Annotated in this window: 1 protein-coding gene; it reads right to left on the bottom strand. The window is 67.7% G+C overall.

Annotated features, from left to right (window positions below; translation table 11 throughout):
- Positions 1 to 992, bottom strand: a 992-nt coding sequence (locus tag CLV40_RS36945) for an IS481 family transposase (protein WP_104483687.1), incomplete at its 3' end; no start/stop codon positions are given.
- Between the last annotated feature and the right edge of the window lie 130 nt (positions 993 to 1,122).

The following is a 1,122-nucleotide window of genomic DNA, read 5'->3' as shown; positions in this document are numbered from 1 at the left end:
TAGTGCCCTGAGAGGTTAGGAACGCGGGTGGCGGGTGGCTGGCCTGCGAGTGCGGTGTGTCCGCGGTGGTGATTGTAGAGATGCAGCCAGCGCGGCAACGCCTCACGGCGTTCGGTTTCGCTGAGATAGGGGCGGGCGTAGGCCCATTCGTCGAGCAGGGTGCGATTGAACCGCTCTACTTTTCCGTTGGTCTGGGGTCGGCGTGGGCGTGTGCGTTTGTGGGTGATTCCGGCTGCGGTGAGGGTGTCGCGCCAAAGCCGGGATCGGTAGCAGGATCCGTTGTCGGTGAGCACTCGCGTGACAGTGATCCCGTTGGTGTTGAAGAAGGTCTGGGCCCGTGACCAGAACGCGGCCGCGGTCTCCTTGGTCTCGTCGGCGAGGATCTCGGTGTAGGCAAGTCGGCTGTGGTCGTCGACGGCGTTGTGCAGGAAGCTGTAGCCCAGATTCGGGCGGCCGTGGGTGGTGCGGGGGCGGGTGGTGTCGCGGTGGGCGGAGCTGTTGCGCGTGCCGATTGTCCGTCCGTGGATTTTGTGGCCGCCGCCGTCGGGGATGTTGCCCAGCTTCTTGATGTCGACGTGTACGAGGTCGCCGGGGGCGGCGTGCTCGTAGCGGCGGATCGGTGCTCCGGTGGCCCGGTCCAGGTGCCGCAGCCGGGCCAGGTTGTAGCGGCGCAGGACCCGGTGCACGGTTGAGGGGTTCAGCTCCAGCAGGAACGCGATCCGGGCGGGTCCCCACCGCCGATCCAGCCGAACCTTGATGATCCGGCGTTCCTGGCGGGCGCAGGTGCGAGCAGGGCTGGTGTGCGGGCGTGACGAGCGGTCGGCCATGCCCGCGGCACCTTCGGCGCGGTAGCGCCCGGCCCAGCGTTTCGCGGTGCTCACCGAGACCTGGAACCGCTCCGCGGCCCGCCGCAGCGGCCACCCGTCGTCCACGACACACCGGGCCAGACGCAGCCTGCCCAGCTCGGTCAGTGGTGCGTTAGCGTGAGGAATGGAGGGCCTCCTGGGTAGCCGGTGCAGATGTCGCAATCCACACCGAACCCGGAGGCCCTCCCTCATTTCAAGATCATCCGATCACGTGTCGGACCGTTCGCAACGTCTCGGGTCAGTACACCTAGCCGCG

The sequence above is a fragment of the Actinokineospora auranticolor genome, assembly GCF_002934265.1.
GTDB classification, from domain to species: Bacteria; Actinomycetota; Actinomycetes; order Mycobacteriales; family Pseudonocardiaceae; genus Actinokineospora; species Actinokineospora auranticolor.
Note: the sequence above shows the minus strand (reverse complement) of the source record. Positions and strands in the feature narration are given on the sequence as shown.